The sequence below is a fragment of the Albidovulum marisflavi genome (assembly GCF_025751435.1).
Taxonomy (GTDB): Bacteria; Pseudomonadota; Alphaproteobacteria; order Rhodobacterales; family Rhodobacteraceae; genus Albidovulum; species Albidovulum marisflavi.
In genome coordinates this window covers 255,098-281,215 of sequence record NZ_JAOWKY010000001.1, presented here as the reverse complement: position 1 = coordinate 281,215, position 26,118 = coordinate 255,098, and the positions used below count along the sequence as shown (strand labels likewise).

At 64.8% G+C, this 26,118-nt stretch carries 27 protein-coding genes; 13 read left to right on the top strand and 14 right to left on the bottom strand.

The window, feature by feature from the left end:
* Positions 1 to 42: 42 nt before the first annotated feature.
* A complete protein-coding gene (gene hemJ, locus OEW28_RS01445) occupies positions 43 to 492 on the bottom strand; it encodes a protoporphyrinogen oxidase HemJ (protein ID WP_263734342.1) in 450 nt (149 codons plus the stop codon).
* Positions 493 to 922: 430 nt separating this feature from the next.
* On the opposite strand from hemJ, the gene OEW28_RS01440 reads away from it, so the two are divergent.
* Genes OEW28_RS01440 through OEW28_RS01420 form a run of 5 tightly spaced genes read left to right on the top strand, consistent with a single transcriptional unit; the run spans position 923 to position 4,471 of the window.
* Positions 923 to 1,519: a Maf family protein gene (locus OEW28_RS01440; RefSeq protein WP_263732951.1), complete on the top strand. Its 597-nt coding sequence runs from the start codon at positions 923 to 925 to the stop codon at positions 1,517 to 1,519.
* Entirely contained in the window at positions 1,516 to 2,355 is an 840-nt protein-coding gene (locus OEW28_RS01435) for a shikimate dehydrogenase (protein WP_263732950.1), read from the top strand. The genes OEW28_RS01440 and OEW28_RS01435 overlap by 4 nt, the downstream gene beginning before the upstream one ends.
* Entirely contained in the window at positions 2,352 to 2,954 is a 603-nt protein-coding gene (gene coaE, locus OEW28_RS01430; RefSeq protein WP_263732949.1) for a dephospho-CoA kinase, read from the top strand. Before OEW28_RS01435 ends, coaE begins: the two co-directional genes overlap by 4 nt.
* Positions 2,947 to 3,642, top strand: a complete 696-nt coding sequence (gene dnaQ / locus OEW28_RS01425; protein WP_263732948.1) for a DNA polymerase III subunit epsilon — start codon at positions 2,947 to 2,949, stop codon at positions 3,640 to 3,642. Before coaE ends, dnaQ begins: the two co-directional genes overlap by 8 nt.
* Positions 3,617 to 4,471 (top strand): YihY/virulence factor BrkB family protein, encoded by an 855-nt coding sequence (locus OEW28_RS01420; protein WP_263732947.1) that lies wholly within the window; start codon positions 3,617 to 3,619, stop codon positions 4,469 to 4,471. Before dnaQ ends, OEW28_RS01420 begins: the two co-directional genes overlap by 26 nt.
* Here OEW28_RS01420 and OEW28_RS01415 read toward each other — a convergent pair.
* The 5 genes from OEW28_RS01415 to OEW28_RS01395 form a co-directional block, all read right to left on the bottom strand.
* On the bottom strand, positions 4,468 to 7,980 hold the full coding sequence (locus tag OEW28_RS01415; protein WP_263732946.1) for a translocation/assembly module TamB domain-containing protein: 3,513 nt from the start codon (positions 7,978 to 7,980) through the stop codon (positions 4,468 to 4,470). The two genes, OEW28_RS01420 and OEW28_RS01415, sit on opposite strands and share 4 nt — an antisense overlap.
* Positions 7,980 to 9,797, bottom strand: coding sequence for an autotransporter assembly complex protein TamA (locus OEW28_RS01410; protein ID WP_263732945.1), 1,818 nt, complete (start codon positions 9,795 to 9,797; stop codon positions 7,980 to 7,982). Before OEW28_RS01410 ends, OEW28_RS01415 begins: the two co-directional genes overlap by 1 nt.
* 98 nt (positions 9,798 to 9,895) lie before the next feature.
* Positions 9,896 to 10,930, bottom strand: coding sequence for an ABC transporter substrate-binding protein (locus OEW28_RS01405; RefSeq protein WP_263732944.1), 1,035 nt, complete (start codon positions 10,928 to 10,930; stop codon positions 9,896 to 9,898).
* Positions 10,900 to 12,261, bottom strand: coding sequence for a sensor histidine kinase (locus OEW28_RS01400; RefSeq protein WP_263732943.1), 1,362 nt, complete (start codon positions 12,259 to 12,261; stop codon positions 10,900 to 10,902). Before OEW28_RS01400 ends, OEW28_RS01405 begins: the two co-directional genes overlap by 31 nt.
* Before the next feature lie 11 nt (positions 12,262 to 12,272).
* Entirely contained in the window at positions 12,273 to 12,938 is a 666-nt protein-coding gene (locus OEW28_RS01395) for a response regulator transcription factor (RefSeq protein ID WP_263732942.1), read from the bottom strand.
* A gap of 117 nt (positions 12,939 to 13,055) precedes the next feature.
* Here OEW28_RS01395 and OEW28_RS01390 point away from each other — a divergent pair, with 117 nt between their 5' ends.
* Genes OEW28_RS01390 through OEW28_RS01370 form a run of 5 tightly spaced genes read left to right on the top strand, consistent with a single transcriptional unit; the run spans position 13,056 to position 17,646 of the window.
* Complete coding sequence (locus OEW28_RS01390; RefSeq protein ID WP_263732941.1) at positions 13,056 to 14,024, top strand: Bug family tripartite tricarboxylate transporter substrate binding protein; 969 nt, start codon at positions 13,056 to 13,058, stop codon at positions 14,022 to 14,024.
* Positions 14,021 to 14,464, top strand: coding sequence for a tripartite tricarboxylate transporter TctB family protein (locus OEW28_RS01385; RefSeq protein WP_263732940.1), 444 nt, complete (start codon positions 14,021 to 14,023; stop codon positions 14,462 to 14,464). Before OEW28_RS01390 ends, OEW28_RS01385 begins: the two co-directional genes overlap by 4 nt.
* Before the next feature lie 9 nt (positions 14,465 to 14,473).
* The gene (locus OEW28_RS01380; RefSeq protein WP_263732939.1) at positions 14,474 to 15,991 is read left to right on the top strand and encodes a tripartite tricarboxylate transporter permease; all 1,518 of its coding nucleotides are present in this window, start codon (positions 14,474 to 14,476) and stop codon (positions 15,989 to 15,991) included.
* Position 15,992: 1 nt separating this feature from the next.
* The gene (locus OEW28_RS01375; protein ID WP_263732938.1) at positions 15,993 to 17,351 is read left to right on the top strand and encodes a DUF1446 domain-containing protein; all 1,359 of its coding nucleotides are present in this window, start codon (positions 15,993 to 15,995) and stop codon (positions 17,349 to 17,351) included.
* Positions 17,344 to 17,646 carry a DUF4387 domain-containing protein gene (locus OEW28_RS01370; RefSeq protein ID WP_263732937.1) on the top strand — a complete coding sequence of 101 codons (303 nt, stop codon included), beginning with the start codon at positions 17,344 to 17,346 and terminating at the stop codon, positions 17,644 to 17,646. The genes OEW28_RS01375 and OEW28_RS01370 overlap by 8 nt, the downstream gene beginning before the upstream one ends.
* A gap of 3 nt (positions 17,647 to 17,649) precedes the next feature.
* Here OEW28_RS01370 and idi read toward each other — a convergent pair whose 3' ends face one another.
* The 3 genes from idi to OEW28_RS01355 form a co-directional block, all read right to left on the bottom strand.
* Positions 17,650 to 18,129, bottom strand: a complete 480-nt coding sequence (idi, locus tag OEW28_RS01365) for an isopentenyl-diphosphate Delta-isomerase (RefSeq protein ID WP_263734341.1) — start codon at positions 18,127 to 18,129, stop codon at positions 17,650 to 17,652.
* A 67-nt stretch (positions 18,130 to 18,196) separates the two neighbouring features.
* Complete coding sequence (gene secB / locus OEW28_RS01360; protein ID WP_263732936.1) at positions 18,197 to 18,703, bottom strand: protein-export chaperone SecB; 507 nt, start codon at positions 18,701 to 18,703, stop codon at positions 18,197 to 18,199.
* 59 nt (positions 18,704 to 18,762) lie between these two features.
* A complete protein-coding gene (locus tag OEW28_RS01355; RefSeq protein WP_263732935.1) occupies positions 18,763 to 19,239 on the bottom strand; it encodes an FxsA family protein in 477 nt (158 codons plus the stop codon).
* Between the two features lie 109 nt (positions 19,240 to 19,348).
* On the opposite strand from OEW28_RS01355, the gene OEW28_RS01350 reads away from it, so the two are divergent.
* On the top strand, positions 19,349 to 20,008 hold the full coding sequence (locus tag OEW28_RS01350) for a Tim44/TimA family putative adaptor protein (protein ID WP_263732934.1): 660 nt from the start codon (positions 19,349 to 19,351) through the stop codon (positions 20,006 to 20,008).
* A gap of 52 nt (positions 20,009 to 20,060) precedes the next feature.
* Entirely contained in the window at positions 20,061 to 20,651 is a 591-nt protein-coding gene (locus tag OEW28_RS01345) for a Smr/MutS family protein (RefSeq protein WP_263732933.1), read from the top strand.
* 6 nt (positions 20,652 to 20,657) lie between these two features.
* On the opposite strand, the gene OEW28_RS01340 is transcribed toward OEW28_RS01345, so the two are convergent.
* Both OEW28_RS01340 and hslU read right to left on the bottom strand, forming a co-directional pair.
* Positions 20,658 to 21,767, bottom strand: a complete 1,110-nt coding sequence (locus OEW28_RS01340) for an alpha/beta hydrolase (protein ID WP_263732932.1) — start codon at positions 21,765 to 21,767, stop codon at positions 20,658 to 20,660.
* Positions 21,768 to 21,830: 63 nt separating this feature from the next.
* A complete protein-coding gene (gene hslU / locus OEW28_RS01335; RefSeq protein WP_263732931.1) occupies positions 21,831 to 23,129 on the bottom strand; it encodes an ATP-dependent protease ATPase subunit HslU in 1,299 nt (432 codons plus the stop codon).
* A 168-nt stretch (positions 23,130 to 23,297) separates the two neighbouring features.
* Between hslU and OEW28_RS01330 the strand changes: the two genes are divergently transcribed.
* Complete coding sequence (locus OEW28_RS01330) at positions 23,298 to 23,975, top strand: hypothetical protein (protein ID WP_263732930.1); 678 nt, start codon at positions 23,298 to 23,300, stop codon at positions 23,973 to 23,975.
* A gap of 21 nt (positions 23,976 to 23,996) precedes the next feature.
* On the opposite strand, the gene OEW28_RS01325 is transcribed toward OEW28_RS01330, so the two are convergent.
* From OEW28_RS01325 to trxA, 3 genes are all read right to left on the bottom strand, one after another.
* Positions 23,997 to 25,079, bottom strand: coding sequence for a hypothetical protein (locus tag OEW28_RS01325; protein WP_263732929.1), 1,083 nt, complete (start codon positions 25,077 to 25,079; stop codon positions 23,997 to 23,999).
* Positions 25,072 to 25,629, bottom strand: coding sequence for an ATP-dependent protease subunit HslV (gene hslV / locus OEW28_RS01320; protein WP_263732928.1), 558 nt, complete (start codon positions 25,627 to 25,629; stop codon positions 25,072 to 25,074). Before hslV ends, OEW28_RS01325 begins: the two co-directional genes overlap by 8 nt.
* A 112-nt stretch (positions 25,630 to 25,741) precedes the next feature.
* Positions 25,742 to 26,062, bottom strand: coding sequence for a thioredoxin (trxA, locus tag OEW28_RS01315; RefSeq protein ID WP_263732927.1), 321 nt, complete (start codon positions 26,060 to 26,062; stop codon positions 25,742 to 25,744).
* Positions 26,063 to 26,118 lie beyond the last annotated feature (56 nt).

Below are 26,118 nucleotides of genomic sequence, written 5' to 3'. Positions count from 1 at the left end.
TACCGCGGATACACCGTTCATGGGTCCGGAGTCAACAAAGCCTCAGAATTTGACGATCACCGAAAAGACGATCACCAGCAGAAGAAGCGTCGGCACCTCGTTCATCAACCGGTAACGACGGCCAGTCCGCGTGTTTTTTCCAGCGACGAACTCCTTCCGTCTGCGTCCCAGCCAATGGTGAAACCAGGTCATTCCCAGCACCGCTGCGGCCTTGGTCCACGGCCAGACTTCGGACCAATCGACAATGCCGGGCGTGAACACCAGCATCAGCCCGAAAATCCAGGTAGCAATCATTGCCGGATTCATGATGGCCCGCAGCAACCGCCGCTCCATCGTCTGGAACAGGCTGTCCGTCTCCGATCCGCCCGATACCGCTTCCACGTGGTAGACGAACAGCCTGGGCAGATAGAATAGCCCCGCCATCCAGGCCACCACCGAGACCACATGAAGCGCCTTGGTCCAAGGGTAAATCGAAGCGAGCAGATCCGTCATGTCGGTCAGTGTCCACAAGAGCGCGATGCCTCTTCCTACAAAAATACAAATAGAAAAGAAAAGAATGATGATGATGTTGGGCCTGTGGATACGTTGGATAATGCCATCCGGACACAAACTGTCCACAGGCGGAACATCCTGCGGATAACCGCAGTAAAACTTTCCCTGCTTCGGATATCCTAATATTTGTTACATTAAATCAATGGCTTGCTCGTCATACAAAAACTCTATGGCTGTGCATGAAATCCGCCGGGGCAGATCGGCGAAACGTTCTGCACAGTCGCGGGAAAACATCGCGCACATGTGGGATGATGGCCCCGGACGGCTTGACAAGCCTCGTGTTTCCCACACACCTCGGCCAGGTGTTGAAAACAGGGCGGGATTTGCGCAGGTTTGCGGTTCAGTGATCCCCGGAAATATCCACAGACCGATGACAGATCTCATCCTTGCCTCTGGTTCCCAAATCCGCGCGGCGCTTCTTGGGAATGCCGGCCTTGCCATCGAAACCGAGGTGCCGAGGGTCGATGAAGAGACCATTCGCGCCGCGCTTCAGGCCGAAGCCGCAAGGCCGCGGGATATCGCCGACGCGCTGGCCGAAGCCAAGGCGACCAAGGTTTCCGCGCGCAGGCCAGGAATGCTGGTCCTGGGTGCGGATCAGGTTCTTGAAATGGACGGGCGTCTCTATTCGAAGCCCGAAAGTCTTGAGCACGCGCGCCGGCAGCTTGGCGAAATGCGCGGGCGGACGCACCGCCTGCTTTCGGCGGCGGTCGTGTGCCGCGACGGTCAGCCGCTTTGGCGTCACGTCGGCATCGTAAGAATGACGATGCGGGATTTTTCCGACGATTACATGGACGCTTATCTGGCGCGAAACTGGGAAAGCATCCGCCATAGCGTCGGCGCCTACAAGCTTGAGGAAGAGGGCGTGCGCCTGATGGCACGCGTGGAAGGCGATTATTTCAATGTCTTGGGCCTTCCGCTTCTGGAACTCTTGACCTGGCTTTCCGTTCGGGGCGACATCGCATCATGACCGACCATCCTCGCATACCGCTTGCCGGCGTCATCGGGTCCCCGATCGCGCATTCGAAGTCGCCGCTTTTGCACGGCTACTGGCTGAAGACCTACGGGATCAAGGGATACTATATCCCGATGGACGTGGCGCAGGCCGATCTGAAGGAAGTGCTGCACGCCCTGCCCAAAGCGGGGTTCGTGGGGTTGAACGTCACGATCCCGCACAAGGAAAGCGTGCTGGCGCTGGCTGATATCGTGACCGATCGCGCGGCGCTGATCGGGGCCGCGAACACGCTGATCTTCCGCGCCGACGGCAAGATCCATGCCGACAACACCGACGGTCACGGCTTCGCCGCCAACCTGAGGCAATATGCGCCGGACTGGGCACCCGCATCCGGACCGGCGGCCGTCATCGGCGCCGGCGGCGCGGCGCGCGCCGTGGTGTCCGCATTGCTGGATGCCGGTGCCCCGGAGGTTCGGATCGCGAACCGGACCCGCGCGCGCGCCGACGTGATCCGATCCGAGTTCGGCGCCCGGGTTGTCGTCTACGATTGGGTCAAGGCCGGGAACATGATGGAGGATGCGGTCACCGTCGTGAACACCTCTTCCCTGGGAATGGTCGGCAAGCCCGATCTTCGGGTTCCGCTTGACGCGCTTTCTCCGAAGGCGGTGGTCAACGACCTCGTCTATACCCCACTTCGGACGGCATTCCTTGAAGCCGCCGCCGAAATCGGCTGCACGACCGTCGACGGCCTTGGCATGCTGCTGCACCAAGCCGCGCCCGGTTTCGAACGCTGGTTCGGAAAGCGCCCAGAGGTGGACCAGCACACCCGCGACGTGGTTCTGAAGGGATGAGCCAACCCTTCCTTCTGGGCCTCACCGGCTCGATCGGCATGGGCAAATCGACAACAGCAGCCATGTTCCGCGATGAGGGCGTGCCAGTCTGGGATGCCGACGCCGCCGTTCACAGGCTTTACGCAAAGGACGGCGCCGCGGTCCCGGCAATCGGCGCGCTTTGCCCGGCGGCCATCGTGGACGGTTTCGTGGATCGTGCGCGGCTGAAGGAGTGGATCGCCCAAGACCCGACCGCGTTGAAACGGATCGAAGCGGCGGTGCATCCCCTGGTCGCGGCGGACCGCGCGGGCTTCATCAAGGCTGCTGCGCGCTCTGGCGCGCCGCTTGTGGTGCTGGATATCCCGCTGCTTTTCGAAACCGGGGCGGACGCCGGAATGGACGCGACGCTGGTCGTATCGGTTCCGGCAGCGGTTCAGCGGGAACGCGTGCTGTCGCGTCCGGGAATGACGCCGGCGCAACTGGACATTATCCTTGCCCGACAAATGCCCGACGCCGAGAAGCGCGCCCGCGCGACCCACGTCATCGAGACGCGAGATCTTGAACAGACCCGTGCCGACGTGCGAAACCTGATCCGGAGGATCGGGGGCAACGATGCGTGAAATCGTTCTGGATACCGAAACCACGGGTTTCGAACCGGCCGAGGGCCACAGGATCGTCGAGATCGGCGCGATCGAGCTGTTCAATCACGTTCCGACGGGGCGCACCTATCATCAGTACATCAACCCCGAACGGATGATGCCGACCGAGGCATTCGAGGTGCACGGCCTGGGCGACGACTTTTTGCGTGACAAGCCCAAGTTCGGACAGGTCGCACTGGCGTTTCTCGACTTCATCGGGACGGATTCCCGCCTGGTGATCCACAATGCCGCCTTCGACATGAAGTTCCTGAACGCCGAGTTGAACTGGGCAGGTCACGGAATAATCGCGATGGACCGGGCGCTGGACACGGTGGCCATGGCCCGGCGCAAGTTTCCGGGCTCTCCCGCCTCGCTGGATGCGCTGTGCCGCCGGTTCGGTATCGATAACTCGGCCCGCGAAAAGCACGGCGCACTTCTGGACAGCGAACTTCTGGCCGAGGTCTATCTTGAGCTGATCGGAGGCCGGCAGCCGGATTTCGCGCTTTCGGTTGAAATCGCGGCCGCGGAAGGTCCGGTCGCGGATGCAGGCTGGCGTCCGCGTCCGCGCCTGGTTCCGCTGCCCTCGCGCCTGACCGAGGCAGAGGCCGCGGCGCACAGCAAATTCGTCGCGGGGCTTGGGGACGGTGCGGTCTGGAAACGCTTCGGATAAGTCCGAGGGGTTCGGCATTGCCGAACTGCTTCACGCGATCTGGGTCGCCACCGGTGATCGGAACCTGGCCCTGATCTCTGCCGGTGTCGCCTTCTACACCATGCTGGCGATCTTTCCGGGAATGGTCGCGCTGATCGCATTCTGGAGCATCTTCGCAGACCCGCTTGTCATAGATTACTACCTGCAATCGATCCATGATCTTATTCCCGTCGCCGCCTACCAGGTGATCGAGGGCCAGCTCAAGGCGCTTCTGGCGACGGGAAGCGGAACCAGCGGATGGACGACGACGCTGTCGATGCTGATCGCGCTCTATTCGGTCCATTCCGGTGTCGACGCCCTGGTCGCGGGACTTCATGCAGCGCACGAACAGAAAAGGCGCACGCTCCTGCTGCGCCTTGTCGGGACGATCGCGCTGACGGGTGGGATTTTTGTCTTGTTGTTCGCTGCTTTGGCAACCGTCGTGGCCGTTCCCATCGCGCTCAACTTCGTAACGGTCGGACCCCTCGAGGGAGCGATCCTGACCGTGCTGCCCTGGGCGGTTCTCATGCTGGTGGTGCTGTCCGCGCTCTTGATCTTCTACCGCTTCGGGCTAAGCGCCACGCGCGTGCGTAGAACCTATGTCCTGCCCGGAGCCGTGCTTGCCGCGCTGACCTGGGCAGCCGGATCGGTAGGTTTTTCCGCTTACCTGACCTATTTCGCGAATTACAACCGGATCTACGGCTCGATCGGCGCGGTCGTAGCGCTTCTGGTCTGGCTTTACATGTCGGCCTACATCGTCCTGTTCGGCGCCGTCGTGAACGCGGAACTGACCCGAAGCCGGCGTAGTTAGTAGTCTCTTTCGAAGAAGATGCCGATCCCGGTCGTTCCTTCGGATCCTACCGTTCCGCGCGCCTTCAGCCCCTTCCGGATATCGAGGTTCAGGTTGATTTCGGTCTTGCCCTCGCTGTCGACCGACAGGTCGGTATAGACCCTTTCGGAAAGGTACTTGCCCGCGCGGAGTGTCGTGCCGCCGTCTTCGTCGGTCGACACGTCAAGGTCATCCACACCCAGGGAATTGCGCACGCGGCTGATGATCCCTTCGCCCCCGCGCCCAGACAGCGTCGCGACGGCCGAGGCAAGCTCCGCCGCCTGGAAGACCGACAGGGTCTGCACGCCGCGGCCGAACAAAAGCTGCGACAGTACCTCCTCCTCCGGCAATTCGGGGGACGACGAGAAGCGGATTTCTGGTGCGGATGCCGGCCCCTCGATTGTGATGGTGGTCGTGACCTCTTCGCCTTGGTGGACGGCTACGAAACGCAGATAGGGCTCAAGCGCGCCACGCATTTCGACCAGCCCCTCGCTGATGTTCAGCCGCTTGGTCAGGATATCGAGCCGCCCCCGGATCAGCTCGAACTGGCCCGAGGGGACGATGTTGGCCGTGGTTCCGCCAAGCAGGAGCGTCCCACCCAGTTCTGCGTCCAGCCCGCGGCCGCGCACGAAGATCCTTTGCAGTGCGCTGATCCTCAGATCGATGCTCATGGCGCGGCGCGGCCCCCTTGTTTCGGCAGCCTTGCCGGCAAGGCCCGCGCGGGTGCGGCTTGCGCGTACGCGCGCGGGTTCGCCGACATGGGTGATCTCGGGGATTGTCCGCGTGGCGCCGAAGCTTGCCGTCGCAACCCGGATTTCTGTCTGTGCCAGGTCGATCGCCCCGGAAATCGCACCGCCCGAGGCAAGCCGCCCCGATATGCGGATTGTGCCGCTGGCCTCGGTCTCGAACAGCTGCGGATCGCGCAGAATCGCGCGGTCAAGCGTCACCGACAGGTCCGCGTCAAATCCGGGCGTCAGCGCGATGGTGCCGCGGGTGTCGATCCTGCCCCCGTCGCGGAAGCCGCCCGTCGCCGAAACCTGAACCCTGCCGCCCGCCAGATCGGCCGTCGCGTTCAGGCCTTCGACGGCGACAAAGACCGTCGGATCGGCGATGCGTGCACCCTGGGTCGAAACCGTTCCGGACAGCGACGACAGGCTTGGCGCGCCCTCCATGCTCAGATCGAAGCGCAAGGTTCCGGAGGCGGCACGCGGCGCCACGAAGGCGTTGGCGACCTCGGCGCGCAGTTCGCCTTCGGCCTCAAGGTCCACGCGCGAAAGATCATCGGCAACCTCGCCCGAAAGGCTGGCATCCATGCCGCCGGGACCAGTCACGTCCAGATCAAACTGATAGGTGTCTCCCTGACGAAGCGTCCCGGACAGGCGGGTTTCGCCCAGGAACTCGGACGCAAGAATGGCCGTGTCTGCAAGCCGCGCCTGAACTGTCAGGGAACCCGGATCGTTCGGACTTGGCTGAAGGCTTGCACTCACCTGCCGGGTCGAAAGCTCAAGGCCCGACAGGAGGATGCGCCGGCCGCTTTGGACAAGCGCGACATCCGCCTTGCCCTCTCCGGCCAGAAGGCTGTTCAGGGTCGGATTTCCAAGCTTCACATCCTTCGTGCGAAGCGATCCATCAAGCATGCGGACCTCGTCGTCTTCGCTGAGCGTGATCTTCGTGTTGACCGATCCTGCATATTCCGCGCGCAGCCGTCCCAGATCGTCGATCGCCGCGTTGACGGTCAGCGCGGTGGACCCGGACGCGATGCGGCCACTGGCGCTTGCGGTGAAACCGGACCCCTCGACGGCCGCACTGCGCAGTTCAAGGTCGTCCGCTCGGCCCTCGGCTTCGGCACGGAACACGGTCGATCCAGCAAGTAGCCTGTCGATCTCGGTCATGCCGACGCCAAGGTCCGTGCCCGATCCACCCAGTCGCGCATCGAACCGGCTGCGGGACAGGTCATAGGTGCCGGAAAGCGCCAGGTTTACACTGCCCGCAAGATCAAGGCCGGTGATCGGGGCAAGCCGCGCAAGGTCTTGCGCGACGGCATTCAGATTGGCGTCGATCACCTCGCCGTCCGAAGAGGCGCGCCCGGACAGGCTGTAATCCTCTCCGGAGAACAGTAGGACCGGGATGCGCAGCGCGGCACCCTTCCGCCAGGAAAAGACCATCCGTCCCTGCAGCGTCCGTCCCACGGCCGCCGCAAGTCTCTCATCCCCCGCCGCCAGTTCGGTGACGGCAAGCCTGACGGATCCCCCTGCGCGCGTCGGGGCTATCCGGCCCGAGCCTTCAAGGTCGACGTTCCCGACGGAAAGCTCAGCCCTCCTCAGGCCGCGCAAGGATCCATCCAGTGCCCAGCCTTCATCCTCTGCGGCGTCGAAGTTTACACGCAGATCGGCGCCCACCAGGGTTGTTTCGGGGCCGGGGACCGGCAGGATTACCGGTGTGTCCTCCGCACCGGTCAGCGAGATCTCGGCCTTCAGGCGGCGCGGCGTGCCATCCGGGGCAAGGGCTGCCTGCCCCGACACCCGCAACGCCTGCGAAGTTATGTCCAGCGTGGACAGTTCGATTCGCCCGTCCGCGAAATGGTGGCCACGCGCCTGAAGCCGGGCGTTTTCGCCGAAGAACGCCTGGTAACTGGGCTCAAACAGCGGCCGCACATCGCCCGAAAGGTCAAGGGTCACGCGCTGTCCCTGGTCAAGGTCACCGCCCTCGGCGCCAAGGCCGATCTTGCCCGTCAGCCGCGGCGCCCCATTGGTGGACAGGGCGACATCGGCAATGAAGTCCGTTGTCGGACCGTTGCCGTTCAGCGCCAGCACGATCGATGGCTGCCCCGGCAGACCCGCGAGGCGCGCGACGATGCCACCGCGCCCCTCGGAAGCCAGAAGATCGATCGAAGCCAGACGCGACGCGTTGGAATAGCTGGCGGTGAGGGAAAACTCGCCCGACGGACCCTCGCCCGTGCGCGTGGCGGAAAAATTCGCCTGTCCCTCGCCACCTTCCAGGCTGGCCGAACCCTCTGCCCGGAACTGAAGCGGTTCACCCAGGATATCTTCTCCAAGGCTGACGTTCTCCGCCTGCAAAAGGCCGATGCGGACCGCGACCGGCAGATCCGGCAAGGCGAAGCGCTGGCCTCCGGCCGCCGCTTCCCCCGTGTCGGCCAGCACGGGTTTGCGCGCGACGGCAATGTCCCCGGCCGACATCTCGGCGATCTCGACCCGGCCCGAAAGCAACGCCGAGCGGTTCCAGGATATGGCCCCGTCGCGGATCGTCAGCCAAACACCCTGGTCATCGGCGATGGACAGCAGATCGAAGGTTGCGCGCGACGACAGGGCGCCGGCAAACCCGTCGATCCGGACGTTTCGTCCCGCGCCGGAAAGGCTTTCTTCCAGGAAGTTGGTGAGAAAGCCCTTGTCCTCGGATGCCGTCGCGCTGTCCTGCGCCAGGCTGGCGAGGGGCCAGAGAGCGAGCACGACGGAAAGAATACGTGCCCGCATCAGAAAGCCTGCCCGATACCGATGTAAAGTTGCACCCCGTCGCCTGTATCGCCGGAAACGGGCAAGGCGACGTCAAACCGTATGGGTCCAAGTCCGGTGTTGTAGCGCACCCCAAGGCCTGCGCCCGAATGCCACTGACCGTCGTCGAAACCCTCGGCGCCGACGAACCCCGCGTCGTAGAACCCCACGACCGAGAAGGTTTCGTTCACCCTTGCCCGGATCTCTGCGGACAGCGCGGCAAAGCTTTGGCCACCGGTTTCATAGGTGTCCGGCCCCACGGTCTGGGTCACGCCCAGCGACTGGTACGGTTGGCCGCGAACCGTGCCCCCGCCCCCGGAAAAGAACAGGTAGTCGGGCGGCGTTTCAGCCAGCGAAGGCCCAAGGACGGCGCCGATCTGGCCGCGTCCGGCCAGAACCACGCGGTCGTCCGTGCCGAAGCCGCGATAGATGCGGGCATCCGCCTTGATCTGCGCGCCGGAACCGGTGGTCCCGAAGCCAAGGAACGGCGTTGTCCCGGCGTTCAGGTAAAAGCCCGACGTCGCGTCCAGCTTGCTGTCGCGCCGGTCCCATTCGATCGAGACGGGCAGCGCCAATTGCTTGAATTCGGAGGTGATGCCAAGAACGTCGCTGCGGGCGTAGGCGTATTCCAGGCTCGCCTCGCCGCTGAGTTCCGGGCTGAAGATATGGCTGAATCCAGCGCCAACCGCGTATCCGTCGATCGTCAGATCGACAAGATTGTAGCGTTCCGCCTCTGCCGTCACAAAGAACGACGTGTCCGGAGTGAATGTCGCCGGGCGTTCGAAACGCGCGGCCAGGCGATAGCCGGTCGCGTTGGTATCGCCCGCGATGTTTTCGACCTCGCCATCGAACCGCAGCCGTTCGGCGCCGCCGAACAGGTTCCGGTGAAGCCAGAAGCCGCTCAGGGCGATCCCCTCTGAACTGGAAAGCTCGGCGCCGAAACCGAAACGTCTGGGAAGGTCCTCTGCGACCGAGATGGCGACATCCAGCGTTCCGTCCGGGTTCGGCTGATCCGCCTCGGTCGCCGAGACCGCGCGGAACACATCCGTGCGTCTCAGCCGCGTCACGACCCTTTGCAGCGCCTCCGGATCGAAGACCTCGCCTTCCGGAAAGCCCGCGATCTCGTACATGCGGTCGGTGCGCATTCTTTCCTGCCCGTCGATCGAAAGGCGTCCGAACCTCAGCTTCGGACCAGGCTCGAGCAGGATAAGGGCGTCAAGTGTCCGGCTGTCGTGGTCGGCGACGATCTCTTCGCCCGAAACGCGCGCCTTGGCATGGCCGATCGCCCGCCAGCCATCGACCCCGGCCTCGGCGGCCTCGGCGATCGCCGTGGAATAGGCGGGCCTTGTATCGCGGTAATCCGGCGGAAGCTTGGTCCCTTTGGCATAGGGCCGCATCCTTGCGGCGCCGAAGTGAAACCGGGGGCCGGGATCGACACGGATCACCGCTGCGGCGATCCGGTCGGGCACATCCAGAGGGGCAATCTCGGACGCTTCGGCCCCGTCCAGCGTGATGTGGATCACGCCGCCATAGTATCCTTCCGCGTAAAGCGCGCCGGTCAGGCGCGCATAGTCTTCGCGCGCCGCCGCCAGAATTTCCGCGGCATCGCCGCGCCCGTCCTCGTGCAGGCGAAGCAGAAGCGACGCCGAGCGCAGATCATCCCGAAGGGTGTCGTCCGCCGCGGGCGTCAGGAATTCGAACTGCTCAAGCGCACCGGCGGGCAGGACCGCGCCGGTGATCAGAAAGGCTGACAGAGCGGCGCAGCCGAACAGGCGCCGATATGGTCGACGGGCGCGCAAGTATTCCCCCGCAATCCTTCGCGAACAGCCCCACCATCATGCAAGTTTCCCGGCGGATTACCAGCGGCCCCGGCGCGCTGGCGGCTTTCCGCCGCCGATCAGTCCTGCGACATGGCCGACGACCACTCTTCCAGGAACGCCTTGCGCTTGAGCCGATCGAGATAGACCAGAAGGCCCGCGTCCAGGCGGATGGGCCGAAGGTGCGGGCGCGACGAAAGCGCGGCTTCGTCAATGGGCGGAAGGCCCGCGCGATCGCGGATCAGCGCCTGGCCCCGCGTGCTTAGAAGAAAGTCCAGGAACGCGCCGCCGGCCTCGGGGTTGATTGCGTCCGCCGGTATGAACCCCGTGCGAAGAAGCGTCAGCGTGAAATCCGCGAACTCGACCACGACACCGTCGGCATCCGATTCAAGGCGCGGGCCAGCGTAGCTTCCCAGGACGTTGTAGGCGAGCGCGAGCCTGCCCGATTTCAGGTCCGAGATCATGTCGAGCGATGAGCTGTAAAGGCGGGGCGAAAGACTGCCTGCGACCTCGGCCAGCCGCCAGAAGCTGTCGGACTGCCTGGCCTCTTGCGTGGCGAACAGATAGCCCGCGCCCGAGGCGCGCGGGTCGTAGGTGCCGATACGCCCGCGGAAGACATCTGGATGATCCCGCAGCAATTCCGTCAGGTCACGCCGCGTCTGGGGAATCACCAGGCCCTTGAATCCCCGGCGCGACGCGATCAGCACGACACTTTCCTGGGCAAAGGCAAAGACCTGGTCCCGCCAGCGCGCCCAGGCCGGCAGCCGAGAGGTCTGGGGCGAGGTGTAGGTCGCGGCGAAACCATCGTTTGCCAGCTTCATCTGAAGATCCATGGCCGAGGAAATCACCAGGTCGAAGGCGGCGCGGTCATCGGCCAGCGCCGCATAGACCTCTTGGCTCGAGGCGACGACATAGCGAACCGCGGTGTCGGGATGCACGGCTTGAAAGGCCTCGATAGCCGGGCGCAGCACGTCGGTGTCCGTCGTGGAAAGGACCGACACGGTCTTGGCCTCGGCGCCGGCCGCCGGGAAGAACGCCTCCTCCTCGGTCACGAAGGCCGCCGCAGGCCGCAGGGTCAGCATGATCACCGCAAGGGCAATAGCAGTTCGGCGCATGTGCCGCCCCCTTTCCGTTCCGTCAGCTCGAACGCGCCGCCATGAATGTCCGCGACCTCTTCGACGATCGTCAGGCCAAGCCCCGATCCGACCACATCCCCGACATTGTCGCCGCGGGCAAACCTGCGTGTCAGGTCCGAGCTTTTGCGCCCCCCCAGGCCGCGCCCCCTGTCCTTGACCATGATCGCCACACGATCACCCCTAGGTTCGAGGCCAAGCTCGATCTCTCCCTCCGGCGGCGAATACTTGATCGCGTTGTCGATCAGGTTGCGCAGTGCGCTTTCGACCAGAAGCTGATCGCCCTGCACCATGACGGGGCCGTCCGCGCCCGAAAGTGTCAGCGTCAGGTCCCGCAATTCGGCGGTCGGGCCGTAGAAGCGGGTCAGCCCGTGCAACAGTTTTGCCAGATCGACGGGGCCGTCCGCCAGCCGGTCCGAGCGATAGACCACCGTCGCGTGGTCCAGAAGCTGCGTCGCTGACCGGCTGCTTTCCTCGACCGCCCGGATCACCGCGCGAAGGGTTTCGCGGGCGGCATCGGTTTCGGATGTCCGCAGCGCGATCTCCGCGCGGGTCCGGACGGTGGCAAGCGGCGTGCGGATGTGGTGGGCCGCCTCGGCAATGAAGGTTTCGGTCCGGCTGAGCGCACCCCTGAGCCGCGCGATGAACCCGTTGAGCGAGGACACGAGCGGCCGAAGTTCCTGCGGCGAGGGATGATCGACGGCGCGCAGATCATGCGGGCCCCGGCGGCCGACGGCCTCGGCCAGGCGGTTTATCGGCCCCAGGACGCTGCCGGCCGTGAGCATCGACAGCATCGCCGCGAAGGCAAAGACGCCAAGGCCGATCGCCGCCGCGAGGTTCGCGGTACGCTGGGCGATGGCCTCTTGTCCCTGCCGTGTCTGCGCGACGGCCACGCTGACCAGAAGGGGCTGGCGGTTCACCAGCACCGTGCGCGAGGTCGCCGCGATGCGGACAGCCGCGCCCCGGAATGTCGCGGAGTAGAAGGCGGGCTCGACAGCAGCCTCGGGGTCGAACGGCATCGGAAGGTCGGCATATCCCGTCAGAGTCTCGCCGTTCGCATCGACGCGGTAGAAGATGCGGTCGTCGCTGATCGATCCCAGGATCGAGAAGGCCTCATACGGAAGGTCAAGGCTGACTCCTGTTTCGCCCCCCTGAAGCCGTTCCGCGATGGCCAGGGTCGCCGCACCCAGAACCCCGTCCTGCGTTGCCTCTGCGGCAGAGTTCGCAACCGTGCGAACCGTCAGGTACAGAAGGATGGCCAGAACCGCGGCAATCCCCAGAAGCTGCAGAACCAGCCGCCGTCGCAGGGACATCGGGGCCACGTTCATTCGGCGACCAGCCGGTAACCGATACCCCGCACGGTTTCGATTCGCGCGCCCGTCCCCTCCAGCTTCTTGCGCAGCCGGCCGACATAGACCTCGATCGCGTTGTCCGTGACCGCCTCGGCATAGGAAAAGAGACGGTCGCAGAGTTGCGCCTTGGAATAGATCCGATCGGGTGCCGACAGAAGGATCTCCATCAGGCGCAGCTCGCGGTTGCGCAGTTCGCGAACCTCGTCGCCAACGCAAAGCGTCGCGGTCAGGGGATTGAACGTCAGCCCCGCAAAGCTTCTGACCGTCTGGATCGCGCCGCCCCGTCGCCGCAGGACCGCGCGGCATCGCGCCTCCAGTTCGGCGAAATCGAACGGCTTTGTCACATAGTCGTCGGCCCCGAGGTCAAGAACGTCGACGCGATCCGAAACCGCGGCACGCGCTGTCATGACGATGATCGGGGTGTCGCGCCCGGCCCGGCGTTCCGATTTCAGGAAGTCGCGGCCATCGCCATCGGGCAGAGAGATATCCAGCAGGATCAGGTCATAGGTAGCGCCGGCAAGGCAATCGCGCGCATCAGCAAGGCTGGGCGCCCAGTCGACCGCGTGCCCGTCCAGCCGCAACCGCTCTTCGACGGATCGGGCAAGTTCGGCGTTATCTTCGACCAGGAGGAAGCGCATCGGACCTCGGGGTGACAGGTTCGTGTCAGCTTTTCCGCGAATCGTCTGCTCTGCAAGGGGAGGGATCCGCAAATGTCGCGGAAACTCGAACCAGCGGAATATGTCTGGGAGGACAGCATGAAATTCACCGCTCTCAAGGCGCTGGGCACCAGCGCCGTCATCGCTCTTGTCACGACCTCGTCGGCCTGGGCTGCCGAGTGCATCGCGCCCGCCAACCCTGGCGGCGGCTGGGATTTCACCTGCCGCCAGGTCGGCAAGCTTCTTTACGATCTGCAGCTGGTCGACCAACCCGTCCAGGTGACCAACATGGCCGGCGCCGGCGGCGGTCTGGCCTACAGCTACGTCGTGAATGAGCGTAACACCGATCCCGACCTGATCGTGGCTGCTTCCTCGGCGACCACCACGCGGCTGGCGCAAAAGGCCTTCGGTGATGCGACGGCGGACCAGGTGCGCTTCGTCGGCGCGATCGGTGCGGATCCGGGCGTGATCGTCGTGGCCAAGGACAGCCCCTTCCAGTCGCTGGGCGACATGGTCGAGGCGATCAAGGCCGATCCGGGGTCGGTGGCCTTCGCGGGCGGTTCGGCCGCAGGCGGCTTCGACCACATGAAGCCGCTTCAAATCATGAAGGCGGCCGGGTTCACCGACATCGGTTCGATCAAGTACATCGGCGTCGACGGCGGCGCGGATGCGATCACCCAGACGGTCGGCGGGTTCACCCAGGCGATGACCGGCGACATGTCCGAAATCGTGGGCTTCATCCAGTCTGGCGAAGTGCGCGCTCTGGCCGTCCTGACCGAGGACCGCGTGCCAGGGTTCGAGGACATCCCGACCGCGCGTGAACAGGGCTACGACGTCATCGCCGTGAACTGGCGCGGCTTCTATGTGCCCAAGGGCATCTCGGACGACGAATTCAACGCCTGGGCCGAAAAGATCCAGGCCGTCGCAGACAGCGCCGAGTGGAAGGAAACCATGACCGCGAACGGGCTTGCGCCCTTCACCAAGGTCGGCGGCGACTTCCAGTCCTGGGTCGACCAGGTCGTGGCCGACACCGAGGCGCTTTCGAAAGAGATCGGTGTGATCCAATGATCAGAACCGACCGCATCTTCGGAGTGGTCGTGATCCTTGTGGCGCTCGCGTTCATCGCGAGCGCCTACAACCTTCCGCCCGGAAACATCTTCGACAAGCTCGGCCCAAAGGTCTTCCCGATCATCGTCGGCGTCGGAATGGCGATCAGCGCAGCGGCGATGATCATGAAGCCGGACGCAGAGCCGGACTGGCCGCAAGCCAGGTCGCTCTTGTCGCTGGCTTTCGCGACGGTGGTCATGGTCGGCTATGCCTATGCGCTCAAGCCCTCGGGTTTCCTGATCCCGACGGCGATCGTCGCGGGGATCCTGAGCTATCAGATCGACCCCAAGCCCGTTCGCGCGGTGCTGATCGGCGTCAGTCTGTCCGGCGGGCTTTACGTCATCTTCAAATACGCGTTGGGTCTGGGGCTTGTCGCCCTTCCGCGCGCCCTGATGGGCTGAGGATATCTCATGGAAATTCTGTCCAACCTTGCGCTTGGGTTCGGAGTCGCCCTTTCGCCCCTGACGCTTATCCTGGCGGTCGTCGGCTGTTTTCTGGGCACGATCATCGGCGCCCTGCCGGGGCTAGGCCCGTCAAACGGCGTCGCGATCCTGATCCCCATAACCTTCACGCTGGGTCTTGATGCCACGGCGGCGCTTGTCCTGCTGACCTCGGTCTACTACGGCGCGATGTATGGCGGCCGGATCTCCTCGATCCTGCTGAACATCCCCGGCGACGAACCGGCGATGATGACCACGCTCGACGGCTACCCGATGGCCAAGGCCGGGCGCGCGGGTGATGCGCTGGTGATCTCAGGCGTCGCATCCTTCGTGGGTGCGCTGCTGGCGACGCTCGCGCTGGCGATGGTGGCACCCTACCTTGCGCGCATCGCCTACAAGTTCGGCCCGGCAGAATACTTCGCGCTCTATGCGCTGGCCTTTGCCACGCTCGGCGGTATGGCGTCGAACAACCAGGCCAAGGCGGCTCTCGCGTCCTTCATCGGGCTTGCCATCGCCCTGATCGGGTTGGACAACAACTCGGGCTTCTACCGCTTCACGGGCGGCAATCTTCACCTGGCGGACGGGGTCGACTTCCTGGTTGCCATCGTCGGTCTGTTCGCGGTGTCCGAGGTCTTCGTCTTCATCGAAACGCACGGCAAGGCAAGCGCGGTCGGCGTCAAGCTTGGCAAGGTGACCGTGCCCTGGGCCGAGATGTGGTCCACGCGCTGGACGATGCTGCGTTGTTCCGCCGTCGGCTTCGTCGCGGGCGTTCTGCCGGGCGCCGGCGCTTCGCTTGGATCCTTCATGACCTACATGATGGAAAAGGGCATCGCGGGCGACAAGGGCGGCTTCGGAACCGGCGTTGCCAAGGGCGTCGCCGCGCCCGAAGCCGGGAACAATGCGGCGGCGGGCGGTGCGCTGGTGCCCATGCTCACGCTGGGCGTGCCCGGTTCGGGTACGACGGCGGTGCTGCTTGCGGTCCTGATGACCCTGAACATCACGCCGGGTCCGACCCTTTTCGCGGACCGGCCCGAGGTCGTCTGGGGCCTGATCGCCTCGCTCCTGATCGCGAACTTCGTCCTGCTGGCGATGAACGTGCCGATGGTCAAGATCTTCGTGAAGGTCCTGATGGTGCCGCCTGCGATCCTGCTTCCGGGCGTGACCATGATTTCCTTCGTCGGCATCTATTCGCTGTCGGGCAGCTATTTCGATCTTGTCCTGATGATCGTCTTCGGGGTCATGGGCTATGTCTTCCGCAAGATGGACATTCCCACCGTACCCGTGATCCTGGGCATCCTTCTGGGCTACCAGATGGAAAACAACCTGCGTCACGCCATGACGCTGTCGGACGGTGACTGGACCTATCTGTTCGCCTCGCCGATCGCGGCAGTGCTCTGGATCGCGGCGGCAGTCGGGTTTATAGCGCCGATGTTCCTGCGTGGCGTGCTCAAGCGCCCGCAGGCGCCGGAAAGTGCGATTGAGGACTGAGATGACGCGCGTCCTGATACCGACCGGAGCCCTTGGTCTGACCTACGATCGGGATGCGCTTGCCCGCGGCGTGGCCAACGGGCCCGACATCATAGCGGTTGACGGAGGGTCCACGGACAGCGGGCCCTCCTACCTTGGGCGCGGGGTGTCGAAGTATTCGCGCGCGACCACCAAGGCCGAATGGCGCGACCTGATGCTGGCGCGCGCCGAGGCCGGTGTTCCCCTGGTCATCGGCACGGCCGGCACATGCGGCGCCGACAGCGCCGTTGACTGGCTTTACGAGATCACGGTGGAACTGGCGACAGAGCTCGGCCAGAAGCTGAAGGTCGTGCGGCTCTATTCCGGCCAGATGCCATCAGCGGTGGCCGAAGCGCTTCAGGCGGGCACGGTCACCCCGCTGAGCGGCGCCCCCCTTGTGGATGCGGACACGGTTCGGTCCTGCACCAACATCGTCGCTCTGGCGGGGGTGGAACAGATCCGCGCGGCGATCGACACCGGCGCGGACATCGTCATCGCTGGTCGCACGACCGACACGGCGATCATCGCGGCGCTGCCCATTGCGCGGAATTGCGACGCGGGCGCTGCCTGGCACGGCGCCAAGGTCGGTGAATGCGGGGCGCTTGCCACGACCAATCCCGCATCCGGCGTCATCCAGATCGACTTCGACGAAACCGGTTTCACGATCGAACCCCTGGGCCGCACCGCGCGGGCAACGCCCTATACCGTCTCGGCCCACATGCTTTACGAGAATACGGATCCCTTCATCCTGTACGAACCGGGCGGACACCTTGACGTCACGGGATCGCGCTACACGGCGGTCGATGACCGGCGCGTGCGTGTCGAGGGTTCGGTCTGGGTTCCCGGCCTCTACACGGTGAAGCTCGAAGGTGCGCGCGTCGCGGGCTGTCAGGTCGTGAGCCTGACCCTTCTGCGCGACCGACGCTACGTCGAAAACGCCCGTATCTGGGCCGACGACATCGCGAACCGCTGCCGCCAGATCGCGGCGGACCGGACCGGCCTGTCGCAGGCGGAATTCACGATCGAGATGCGGCTGATCGGGCAGGACGCCACGCTGGGCCCCCTTGAAACCGGGCGCATCGTCCCGACCGAGATCGGGGTTCTGTCCATCGTCACCGCGCCTACCGAGGCGCAGGCGGCCGAGATCGGCAAGATCCTCAACCCCTACCTTCTGCATCACGCGCTGACCGAAGACGAACCGATGCCGACCTTCGCCTTCCCGTTTTCGCCGGCCGAGATGACCCGCGGCGCGGTTTACGAGTTCTGCCTGCACCACATCATGGCGCTGGACGATCCGATGGCCATCTTCCGGCTGGAAGTGACGGAGGTCGGTCATGGCTGAACTGGGCGCGGTCGCGCAGAAGGTCCGCTCGAAGAACGCGGGTCCGTTCTGGCTGACGATCGACATCTTCTGCGGCGACAGTGACGCGTTTGAACGCCTTTCGGCGGCGCTGGACAGCGCACGGGTCGCCGCGCTTTACCGCGTGGACGTATCCCAGATGCGTCGCTTCGATATCCCGGAACTGAACGTAGTGAAGTTTTCCTTCCCGCGGCCGACCGTGCAGGGCACCGCCGCCGACCGCGACATGCACGGCGCGGGCTGGTCCGTGCTGATCGAGGAGATGGAGATCGGCTGAGCCCTAGCCGGCCTTGCCGAATATCCGGTCGCGGTAGTCCGACAGGTAGATTCGAAGCCAGGGTGTGAAGCGCGCCGGTTCCGCGGCGACCTCCGCCGACAGCTCGTCCAGCGTCAGCCAGCGGGTCTCCATCACCTCGTCCGGGTTCGGCAGGATGGGCAGATCGGCCGGGGCGCTGGCCACGAAGATGTCGACGACCTCGTGTTCCACCATGCCCCCACCGACATCGGCGCGATATTCCACCTGATCGGCGGAAACGGGATCGAGGCCCTCGATCCCCAGTTCCTCGCGCAGGCGGCGCAAGGCGCAGTCGCGCGGGGCCTCGTTCCAGTGCGGGTGGGTGCAGCAGGTGTTCGCCCAAAGCCCCGGCGTGTGATACTTGCTCAGCGCGCGGCGCTGGATCAGCACGAGGGGGCCCTGCAGAACGAAGACGGAGACGGCCTTGTGCCGCAATCCGCGCAGGTGAACGTCAAGCTTGCCCATGGGCGCAAGCGCCCCGTCCACCCAGGCGGGGATGCGATCGTGAAGCCCGGACGTCACCGCCGGTCCGTCAGTTGGTCGGCTGATCGGCGGGTCTCGGGGCCGTGGCCGCGCGCCGCGCAAGTTCCTGGCGGTAGAGCGCCACGAAATCCACCGTGTCGAGGTTCAGCTGCGGGAAGCCGCCGTCGCTGGTCACGTCGCTGACGATGCGGCGGACGAAGGGGAACAGCATCCGCGGGCATTCAATCATCAGGAAGGGGTGCATCTGCTCTTCCGGCACGCCCTCGATGTGGAAGATGCCGCCATACTCGAGCTCGAGCAGGAACAGTGGCGACTTGTCGGTGGCGTTGTTCGAGGTGACCTTGAACTTGGTCACGACCTCGTACTGGTTCTCGACCGAGCGCTTGCGCCCGTCGATGCTGACCTGGACCTGGATCTCGGGCTGGACCTGCGTCGCGCCGATACCCTTCTGGACCAGGATGTTTTCGAAGGAAAGGTCGCGGATGAACTGACCCAGGATCTGCATCTTGAGTTGGGGGGCCTGTTGGGGCGCGGCTCCGTTGCTGGCATCGGCCATGTCTGTCTCCGGATAATCTTGAAAGGTTGCTGGCGGTGTAGCAGCTTGGTCCGCCCGCCTCAATGCCGGGTCCAGCCCGATGGCTTGTGCGTGGGCCGTTTTTCGGGGTCGACCACGGTGAAATCGCCATCGATCACGTCATCGGACCGGCGCGGGCGTTCCGGACCGCCGCCAACCGTGAAGCGTTCGACGCGAACCTTCTTGGCCAGATAGCGCAGCAGCGCGGCGCGAACGGGCGGCAGCAGCAGCGACAGGCCCATCGCATCGGTGAAGAATCCGGGCGTCAGCAGCAGCGCCCCGGCGAAAAGGATCAGCGCGCCGTGCGCGATGGGCTCGGTCGGGTCGCGCAGATCGTTCAGCGATCCGCGCAGGTCCGCCAGGGCGCGCAGGCCCTGAACGCGGACCAGCCAGCTGCCGGCGATCGCGGTCGCCAGCACGATGACCAGCGTCCAGCCGATGCCGATCAGGCCGCCGACCTTGATGAACAATCCGATCTCGATCATCGGGACCAGAACGAAAGCAACAAGAAGCCACATGGCACACTCCGATATTCTTGGGCGCAGTGGACTTGACCCCACCCGTCACTTACATAGGTGAGGAGCGGGAAAGATACCAATCCCGGTGCGCACTGAGGTTCTGAGGCAAATGAACGGTTCCATCATTCAGCTGCTTGTTCTCGCGGGAATAGCGATCTTTCTCATACTCAGGCTGAAAAGCGTCTTGGGCACGCGCGAGGGCTTCGAAAAGCCGCCCGCGCCGGCGCCCCTGCCTGACCGCCGCGGCAAGCGCGACTTCGAAGTCATCGAAGGCGGGCCGGATCGCGACATCACCGATCATGCGCCCGACGGCAGCAGTTCCGCCCGCGCGCTGGCCGCGATGAAGCAGATCGAGCCTGACTTCAGCGTCTCGGGCTTCCTGCAGGGCGCGCGCGGCGCGTATGAGATGATCCTGATGGCGTTCGAGAAGGGCGATCTGGACCAGGTTCGCCCCTTCATGTCCAACGATGTCTACGATGCCTTTTCCCAGGCGGTCAGCGCGCGCCGCAGCCGCGGCCTGACCGTGACCGCGGAATTCCTGGGCCTGCGCGAACTGGCGCTCGACTCCGCGGACTTCGACAAGGACGCGCGCGAGGCCGAGATCAGCGTGCGCTTCGTCGGCGAACTGATTTCCGCCGCCCGCGACAGCTCGGGCGAGGTGGTCGAAGGCGACCCGAAGCGGCCGCGCAAGCAGCGCGACATCTGGACCTTCGCGCGCAAGATGGGGGCAAGCGACCCGAACTGGCAACTGGTCGCGACCGGCGAATGACGCCGCGCGCAGGGCGTTCGGCTGCGGCCAAGCTGCGTGAAGGGGCCTTGGCATGACGCGTCGTCCACGCCCGGTCACCCCGGAAGAGCGCGACCTGTGGCAGCGGGTCGCGCGCACGACGCAGGCGCTGCGTCCCGATCACCCCAAGAAGATCGACCCCGAGCCCAAGCCGGCTGTGCCCGAGGTGCGCAATCCGCGCGCACCCCTGCCCAGCTTCCGCGTCGGAGAAGCGGCCCGCACGCCCGGCCGCCACGATCTGGCGCCGGCACTTGAACAGGCGATCGCCGCGCAGCCGATAAGGATGGATAACGCCGCCTACCGTTCGATGACGCGCGGCAAGCTCACGCCCGAGGGGCGCATCGACCTGCATGGAATGACCCTGGCCGAGGCGCGGCGGGAGCTGGTCTACTTCGTGCTGAACGCCCATGCCGAGGGGCGCCGCCTGGTTCTGGTCATCACCGGCAAGGGAAAAAGGAAGGACGACCACGGCCCGATCCCCGCGCGCGTCGGCGCGCTGAGGCACGAGGTTCCGCACTGGCTTGGCCTTCCGCCGCTGCGTCCGCTGGTGTTGCAGATCGCGACCGCACATCTCAAGCACGGGGGCAGCGGCGCCTATTATGTCTATCTGCGCCGCGCCCGTTGACCGGCGTCACAGGCCCGAGATCGCGGCGACCGGGGACATGATGACCTGTGTCGCATTGCGCACCGTCACCACCGTTCCGGCAAGGAAGCCAAGCCGCCCTTCGCCCTCCAGGATCCCGCCGGCCGTGGCGATCTGACCCAGGATCAGCAAAAGCGATGCCGAGTCCGCCGCGTCGAAATGGCCAGCGCCGGTCGAAAAGGCCGTGGTGTCCAGAACCGTCACCGGAAGGTCCGCGACCTCTGCGGCGCTTTCGATGTTTCCAAGCCGCTCGCTTTCGCCGGTCAGGCGCGCGGACAGGGCAAGTGCCTTGTCGCGCTTCGATGTGAAGATCACGAAGGGCTGCGGCAGGTTCCCGATCGTGGTCACCTGCGAATGGAACAGGTCGACGTCGATGTCGGGGGAAAACAGCACGACGCCCGATATCCGGTTGCTGATGTCGCGCCTGCCCGAGACCGCCATCTGGCGCAGGGTTTCCATCGTCAGCAGGGATCCTATGGAATGCGCGGCGATCAGGATGTGATCGGCGCCCGATGCCGCGACCTGCTCAAGAAGGTCCTGAAGACCGTTGCGCGCATAAAGCACGCTGTCACGGTCATAGACATAGCCAAGAGGATGCGCGCGCGATGGCCACGAATAATGGACGAATGCCGCGTCGAGCTGCAGGTCGTGCCCCAATTGCGCAAGCCGGTAGGCCCCTTCGGCATAGGTGGTGTTGAAACCATGGACAAAGACGAAGGCATCCCGGCGGCCTGCCGGCATCTGCCGCAACGCGCGCGAAAGCTGCGCGCGGAACTCGGTCGGACCGTCCATCACATATTGCTCGGACGCCACGAAATCGTGGGTCAGGTCCGGCTTGCGTCCGGGCCGGGGCCAGTCGATCTGACCGGGTCTGCGCTGCGGTGGCACCGCGACGTCCAGGCGGACATAGCGGATATCCTCGCTTCGTTCGTAGCCGAAGGTTGTGCCGGTTTCGGGGTCCGGCGCGCGCGTGGTGCCGATGAAGACGCTTTCCACCTGGCCTGTCCGCGCCGCCGCCGGGTCGATGACGACCGCCCCGCGCGGGGCGCAGGCGGCAATCAGGCCGACTGACAGAACGGCAAGACAAATGCGGCGCATCGGTTTCCTCGCGGGCTTCGGCCCATCGGCCTGTCTACCTGTAATCGCCGCCGCGCCGCCAGGCTAGAGTACGTAGCGCGACAGATCGGCGCTGCGCGACAGATCGCCAAGATGCAGCTCGACAAAGGACGCATCCACTGTGACCGAGTCTCCTGCGCGGTCCGGCGCGTTGAACGACAGCTCTTCGAAGACGCGCTCCATTACCGTGTAAAGCCGGCGGGCGCCGATGTTTTCGACGCTGCGGTTCACCTCGGCCGCGATCCGGGCCAGGGCCGCGATCCCGTCCTCGCTGAACGTCACGGTCACGTCCTCGGTTCCCATCAGCGCGGTGTACTGGCGGGTCAGCGCGTTGTCGGTTTCGGTCAGGATGCGAACGAAGTCCTCTTCCGTCAGGGCGCGAAGTTCAACCCGGATCGGAAGACGGCCCTGAAGTTCGGGAAGCAGATCCGAGGGCTTGGCAATGTGAAACGCCCCCGATGCGATGAAAAGGATGTGGTCGGTCTTTACCGGCCCGTATTTCGTCGAAACCGTGGTTCCCTCGATCAGCGGCAGAAGGTCGCGCTGCACGCCCTCGCGGCTGACATCGGCGCCACGGGTTTCGGCGCGGGCGCAGATCTTGTCGATTTCGTCCAGAAAGACGATGCCGTTTTCCTGCACCGCCTCCAGGGCGGCCTGCTTGACCTGTTCGTCGTCCAGCAGCTTGTCTGCCTCTTCCGAGATCAGGATCTCGTAGCTTTCGGCAACCGTCATCTTCTTGCGCGTGCGGCGCCCGCCAAGCGCCTTGCCCAGCAGATCGCCCAGGTTCATCATGCCCATTCCGGGCTGGCCAGGCATTTCGAACGGCATCTGCGGCGTGGCCTCGGCGACCTCAACTTCGATCACGGTGTTGTCCAGTTCGCCTTTCTTGAGCCGCGAGCGGAACATATCGCGCGTCTGTTCGCGGGCATCGGCGCCGGCGATGGCCTCGATCACGCGCTCTTCGGCGGCCTTGTGGGCGCGCGCCTTCACCTCGTCGCGCATCCGTTCGCGGGTTTCGATCATCGCGGCGTCGGCGAGGTCGCGGATGATCTGTTCCACATCGCGCCCGACGTAGCCGACCTCGGTGAACTTGGTCGCCTCGACCTTCAGGAACGGCGCCTTCGCAAGACGCGCGAGCCTGCGCGAAATCTCGGTCTTGCCGACCCCGGTCGGGCCGATCATCAGGATGTTCTTGGGATAGACCTCTTCCCGGATGTCGTCGGAAAGCTGCTTGCGCCGCCATCTGTTTCGAAGCGCGACTGCGACGGCGCGCTTGGCGTCCTTCTGGCCGATGATGAAGCGGTCAAGCTCGGATACGATTTCGCGCGGCGTCAGGTTGGTCATGTTCTGGTGCCCTTGTCATGCTTCCTTGTAATTGGCGAACGGCGAACAAGATGCAACCCAAAGGGCCGACGACAGAAAGAAGTTGCCGACAGGACGCAGGCGTAGATACTGTTCCGCAACCAAAAGCAAAGCCCGCAGCGGTAACACAACCAGACAGGGGTGCCCTTCGTGCCGACGATCAATCTGTATCTTGAACCCGAAGACGCGCTGCCCGCGCAGGACGTCAAGAAGATCGCCGACAAGGTCAAGGGCAAGACCAAGACCTTTTCGCTGCCCGACAAGTATCTGAACGCGACGAAGATCAAATCGAACTTCGATGTCAGGAAGGAATTGCTGCTTTGGGCGGGCAAGGAATTCGGCCTTTCGGGGGCGGGGGCCAAGACGCTTGTGGGAAAGGCGGGCCTACAGGGACGGCTCACCGAGATCGGCAGCTATGATCTGGTCTTCACGGTGTCGGCCGATGTCGCGGGCGAGGTCAAGACGTTCCGCATCAAGGGCGAGCTTGAGATCCTTGCCAAGGATCCGATCGCGGCGCCCGAGCCCTGCAAGGTGACCTATGCCAATGGCAAGGTAAGGTCCGCCTGCGAGGGCGACAGGAACCTGAAGACCAAGATCGAGTCGATCGCCCTGGCCGGACCCACGGAAACCGGACATGGCCGCGTGCCCTATCTTGGCGGCGCGCTTCATGCCCATGCCACGAATACCGAAAGCGTCGCGTGGTTCTGGAAGGGCGAGACGATGCACGTGGTCGCTACCGGAAAGAAGAACAACCAGAACAAGACGCAGCAGCGCGGCGGCAAGGGCGCGGCGCTGAAGACCATGCAGTATGACTGGGACGAAGGTTAGAACCGACGCCCCGGTTCGCGCCTAGAAGCTTGGCGGCAGGCGGCTCTTGCCGGGGAAATCCGGCAGGGCGCGCATGACACGGCGGCGAAGCGGGATCCACCAGGTGCCCAGGACGGTGAAGAACAGCCCCAGCAGGATGAGGATCAGCGCCCACTCCTTCAGACTGGCGCTGCCCTCGCCCGCAACCGCCCAGTAGATGATGGCGGCGATATAGATGATGCCCGCTGTCAGGAACGACCGCCGGTCGATCACCAGGGCGACAAGCGCGAAGGCGGCAAGGACCAGGACGGTCGGCAGGATGTTGGTGCCGCCAGCCTGCGCCCAGATGTTGCCCGCCACCGCGTTCACAAGTGCACCGGCTGCCAGAAGGTGCAGCCAGAACGCCGTGGCAGAGTGTCTTCCGACACGGTGCGGGTCCTTCAGGTCAAAGAACATCGCGCCGGCAAAGGCAGCCACACCGAACACAAGCGACGCCAGCGTCAGGTTGGCGCGCGGAACGAAACTTCTGGCCCATCCATCGATGTCGTCAAAGCTGCCGCCGGGATTGTAGCGGGTGAACAGCGCGTAGGTTGCCATCAAGGCAAAGCTGCCCAGGATGAACATCGAAAACGGCAGCTTGAAGCGGCGGAACCATAGCGCCGTCGCTCCTGCGGCGATCGTCGCAGAGAGGAAGGCCACGGCCTTCAGCCCCAGGTCGGATTGGCCAAGGAACGTCAGCGACGACACGTAGATGCCGCCCGAATAGGCGCTGGCCAGCACCATCGAGGGCAGGTTCATCCGCCAGCGCAGCGTGAAGAAGCGCGCCATCCACCAGGAAATCGCGGCCATGATCGCCGGAATCGCGATCAGGATCCCGACGCCGCCGATGACGCCCAGCAACAGCGCGATGCCGCCCAAGAGGATCGCAAGGCCGACCGAGACGAAGATCTCGGCAAAGCCCTTGAAGAACTCGAAGGGCTCGTCCTCGCGTGTGCGCTCTGCCCGGTAATTGGCGCGGCTGTCGCCGAGCGCCTTCAGCTCGGCCGCCTGCGCTTCGGTCAGGATGCCCGCCTTGACGGCCGCCCGGATATCGGCGGGATCCATGCGCTCGGGGGTTTCAGCCACGGATGGTCTCCACCGTGAGGTTTCCGTTGGTGTAGACGCAGATGTCGGCGGCGATCGCCATGGCCTTGCGCGCGACCTCTTCCGCGGAAAGGTCCGTTTCCATCAGCCCGCGCGCGGCGGCCAGGGCGAAGTTGCCGCCAGACCCGATGGCAGCGACGTCATGTTCCGGCTCAAGCACATCGCCCGCGCCGGTCACGACCAGCAGCGTCTTGCCGTCGGTCACGATCAGCATCGCCTCGAGCTTTTGCAGGTACTTGTCCGTGCGCCAGTCCTTGGCCAGTTCCACGCAGGCGCGGGTCAGCTGGCCGGGCGCCGCGTCCAGTTTCTTTTCCAGCCGTTCCAGCAGGGTGAAGGCGTCGGCCGTGGATCCGGCGAAGCCCACGACCACGTCGCGCCCGCCGGGGCTCAGGCGGCGGACCTTGCGCGCGGTGCCCTTGATGACGGTTTGGCCCAGGCTCACCTGCCCGTCTCCCGCCACCACGACTTCTCCGCCCCTGCGCACGCCGATGATCGTCGTGCCGTGCCAGCCGGGAAACCTGTCTTCGGCCATCGCGCCCTCCATTTCCTTAAAGGTCCTATATGGCGGGCCGGGCGGAATGCCGCAACCGCGACAAACAGAAGGGGCGCCCGAAGGCGCCCCAGTCTTGGAGACGTTCCGTTGATCAGATCGAGGACTCGATCCAGTTCTGAAGCGCGGCCTTGGGTGCGGCGCCGACCTTGTTCGAGACCACCTGACCGCCTTTGAACAGGAACAGCGCCGGAATGCCGCGCACGCCCAGCTGGGCGGGGGAATTCGGATTGTCGTCCACGTTCACCTTGGCGATCTTCACCTTGCCTTCATATTGCGCGGCAAGCTCTTCCAGCGCGGGGCCGATCTGCTTGCACGGGCCGCACCATTCGGCCCAGAAGTCCACGACGACCGGGATGTCGGACTGGCGCACCTCGGCGTCAAAGGTGTCATCGGTGACGGCAACGGTTGCCATGATCTGTCTCCATGCGGGGAATGCGTTGCAACTGAAGGTAAGAACAAGGGCCGCCG

Coding starts and splice junctions, on each gene's coding strand:
- hemJ (WP_263734342.1), bottom strand. CDS start 492: ATGACGGATCTGCTCGCTTCGATTTACCCTTGGACCAAGGCGCTTCAT.
- OEW28_RS01440 (WP_263732951.1), top strand. CDS start 923: ATGACAGATCTCATCCTTGCCTCTGGTTCCCAAATCCGCGCGGCGCTT.
- OEW28_RS01435 (WP_263732950.1), top strand. CDS start 1,516: ATGACCGACCATCCTCGCATACCGCTTGCCGGCGTCATCGGGTCCCCG.
- coaE (WP_263732949.1), top strand. CDS start 2,352: ATGAGCCAACCCTTCCTTCTGGGCCTCACCGGCTCGATCGGCATGGGC.
- dnaQ (WP_263732948.1), top strand. CDS start 2,947: ATGCGTGAAATCGTTCTGGATACCGAAACCACGGGTTTCGAACCGGCC.
- OEW28_RS01415 (WP_263732946.1), bottom strand. CDS start 7,980: ATGCGGGCACGTATTCTTTCCGTCGTGCTCGCTCTCTGGCCCCTCGCC.
- OEW28_RS01405 (WP_263732944.1), bottom strand. CDS start 10,930: ATGCGCCGAACTGCTATTGCCCTTGCGGTGATCATGCTGACCCTGCGG.
- OEW28_RS01400 (WP_263732943.1), bottom strand. CDS start 12,261: ATGTCCCTGCGACGGCGGCTGGTTCTGCAGCTTCTGGGGATTGCCGCG.
- OEW28_RS01395 (WP_263732942.1), bottom strand. CDS start 12,938: ATGCGCTTCCTCCTGGTCGAAGATAACGCCGAACTTGCCCGATCCGTC.
- OEW28_RS01390 (WP_263732941.1), top strand. CDS start 13,056: ATGAAATTCACCGCTCTCAAGGCGCTGGGCACCAGCGCCGTCATCGCT.
- OEW28_RS01385 (WP_263732940.1), top strand. CDS start 14,021: ATGATCAGAACCGACCGCATCTTCGGAGTGGTCGTGATCCTTGTGGCG.
- OEW28_RS01380 (WP_263732939.1), top strand. CDS start 14,474: ATGGAAATTCTGTCCAACCTTGCGCTTGGGTTCGGAGTCGCCCTTTCG.
- OEW28_RS01375 (WP_263732938.1), top strand. CDS start 15,993: ATGACGCGCGTCCTGATACCGACCGGAGCCCTTGGTCTGACCTACGAT.
- OEW28_RS01370 (WP_263732937.1), top strand. CDS start 17,344: ATGGCTGAACTGGGCGCGGTCGCGCAGAAGGTCCGCTCGAAGAACGCG.
- idi (WP_263734341.1), bottom strand. CDS start 18,129: ATGGGCAAGCTTGACGTTCACCTGCGCGGATTGCGGCACAAGGCCGTC.
- secB (WP_263732936.1), bottom strand. CDS start 18,703: ATGGCCGATGCCAGCAACGGAGCCGCGCCCCAACAGGCCCCCCAACTC.
- OEW28_RS01355 (WP_263732935.1), bottom strand. CDS start 19,239: ATGTGGCTTCTTGTTGCTTTCGTTCTGGTCCCGATGATCGAGATCGGA.
- OEW28_RS01350 (WP_263732934.1), top strand. CDS start 19,349: ATGAACGGTTCCATCATTCAGCTGCTTGTTCTCGCGGGAATAGCGATC.
- OEW28_RS01345 (WP_263732933.1), top strand. CDS start 20,061: ATGACGCGTCGTCCACGCCCGGTCACCCCGGAAGAGCGCGACCTGTGG.
- OEW28_RS01340 (WP_263732932.1), bottom strand. CDS start 21,767: ATGCGCCGCATTTGTCTTGCCGTTCTGTCAGTCGGCCTGATTGCCGCC.
- hslU (WP_263732931.1), bottom strand. CDS start 23,129: ATGACCAACCTGACGCCGCGCGAAATCGTATCCGAGCTTGACCGCTTC.
- hslV (WP_263732928.1), bottom strand. CDS start 25,629: ATGGCCGAAGACAGGTTTCCCGGCTGGCACGGCACGACGATCATCGGC.
- trxA (WP_263732927.1), bottom strand. CDS start 26,062: ATGGCAACCGTTGCCGTCACCGATGACACCTTTGACGCCGAGGTGCGC.